A 1,729-nucleotide genomic window follows, 5' to 3' on the forward strand; every position below is an offset into this window, starting at 1 on the left:
CTGAAGATGAAAGACGCTATTCGTCAGCCACAATTGCTACAATGCACTGTTGTAGGCAGTTTTATGTCATTTCTTTAAAATGTGTTCTTATGTGAGCTTGATTTTTTTATTTATTTAAAATAATCAATTTTCCTTTCGGTCATCCCAGTAGCGAACCTGTAGCCCTGAGTCCAACGAAGTGTTTTTGTTAACCAATTACCTTGTTTATCTATGTCAATATATTCATATTTCCAGGTTGTAGTGTCTTTAGAGAAAGTTGATGGGTAAGAAATTTCATCAGATAATTCACCATTGTGGTATTTATAAACAGTTTTACCGATAGTAGACCCATACATAAACATTTCGTTTTGTGTTACTTGGTTTTGCTGATTATATTTTAGTTTATGAGTTTCTGTAGTTGTATTGCCGTCATAAAAGTTTTTTTCGATGCAATTTCCATGGTCCTCATTTGTAAACATGCTTTTCGATAAGACGCTTCCATCTTCATTGTACGAAATTGATTCGATTAGAAGTCCTTTTTGATCGTATTTATATGTTTCATATTGCAATATTTTTTTATTAGCATCAATATTTTGCCACCTTACAAGTTTTTTATTTTTGTCGTAATCAAAAAGATATGTCTGAATAATTTTGACATTTTTGTCAAATGCTGTTTTTTTTGAAACTTGCGAATCCTTATTATACTCAAATATTTCTTTTCGATTTTCAAATCTCCCAAATCCTTTTTCAAGCTTTTCTACTAAATAGCCTTGTTCATTAAAAGTCAAAACTTCTTCAGCTTCTAATGTGTCTTTAATTATTTCACCAAATTTTTCTTTAGCAGAATATCGTGTTTCCGTAAGGCGATACACTTTACCCTTCAAATTACTTTTAGTCAAATTATTGTCCTTTCCAGAACATGCTGAAATTGTTAAAATAAACAAAAGAAGAGATAGAAATTTATTAATCATATTTGAAAATTAGGTGTGTATGTGCAAATTGCCTACAACGTCCCAGGCTTTAAGCAGTTGGGGCATTGGCCAACGTCCAGCTTGGATATGTTGCTGAATAAAGATACAAAAGCCGATGATAAGATATACAGCCGATTAGAATTCCGTCGCCCAGGAACAAAAGCTGGGATTTGCACTTTCGCCGATGAGATTAATTCTTCAAGCCCCAATTGCTAAAAGCCAATGTTATGCGCTGGCTTTCTGGCGTTGTTTTAGAATTTTGATATCAGTCGGTTGATTTGTTTTCCAAAAGTGAAGTTCGTAGTTATCATCACCTTCTAAATCATTTCCGCGTAGAGTATTAAATCCTCTATAATAAATTCGAACTCGGTAGCCGCCAGGTTCAGTTGTAATTCGAGCAGCATCTGGAAAATAATCTGTACAGCCGGCAACTACTAATGTGCCTGAAGTAATTTCAATATCGCATTCGTTAATTTGATCGTAAAGGGATGTGTCAAAAAGCTCTGGCTCTATGGAGAAAAACTTAATGAACACAGGTACGTCCATATTTCGGATAGTTCCAACTCCTATTGTACCGTGAGTTACTGCAAGAAGGCGGTCGGAGGCTTCTGGCGACCAACTTTCTGATAAATTACCGTCAACGCTTTCATCTTGAACGTAAAACTGAAAGTAATCGGCGAAGAGTTCGAATGATAAATCTTGAACTATCATGATGTCTGCATTTAAGCTTGCGCATAACGTCCCTGGCGTTACGCAGGTTGGGAATAGAATTCCTGTTG

General features: G+C 35.3%; 2 protein-coding genes. Both read right to left on the minus strand.

What is annotated here, in order from left to right; translation table 11 throughout:
- Window positions 1-110 precede the first annotated feature (110 nt).
- Entirely contained in the window at window positions 111-950 is an 840-nt protein-coding gene (locus tag ABIQ27_RS09755; RefSeq protein WP_348033695.1) for a hypothetical protein, read from the minus strand.
- Between the two features lie 225 nt (window positions 951-1,175).
- Window positions 1,176-1,729: hypothetical protein (locus ABIQ27_RS09760; RefSeq protein WP_348033696.1), on the minus strand; the 554-nt coding region annotated here is incomplete at its 5' end.

The sequence above is a fragment of the Flavobacterium sp. genome, from assembly GCF_039916025.1.
Lineage (GTDB): Bacteria > Bacteroidota > Bacteroidia > Flavobacteriales > Flavobacteriaceae > Flavobacterium.